This window comes from Paenibacillus sp. J45TS6, from assembly GCF_018403285.1.
Classification (GTDB): domain Bacteria; phylum Bacillota; class Bacilli; order Paenibacillales; family Paenibacillaceae; genus Paenibacillus.
This window is the reverse complement of record NZ_BOSJ01000121.1, coordinates 1-236: the sequence shown is the minus strand read 5'-3', so window position 1 is coordinate 236 and position 236 is coordinate 1. Positions and strand designations below refer to the sequence as shown.

Here is a 236-nt window from a genome sequence, read left to right as displayed (position 1 = left end):
ATGGGTGATGGCGTGCCTTTTGTAGAATGAACCGGCGAGTTACGTTCCCGTGCAAGGTTAAGGTGAAAAGCCGTAGCCGCAGCGAAAGCGAGTCTGAATAGGGCGATTAAGTACGTGGACGTAGACCCGAAACCGTGTGATCTACCCCTGTCCAGGGTGAAGGTGCGGTAACACGCACTGGAGGCCCGAACCCACGCACGTTGAAAAGTGCGGGGATGAGGTGGGGGTAGCGGAGA

The 236-nt window shown here is 56.8% G+C and carries 1 rRNA gene; it reads left to right on the top strand.

What is annotated here, in order from left to right:
* Positions 1-236, top strand: a 23S ribosomal RNA gene (locus KJS58_RS25300); the annotation flags it as partial.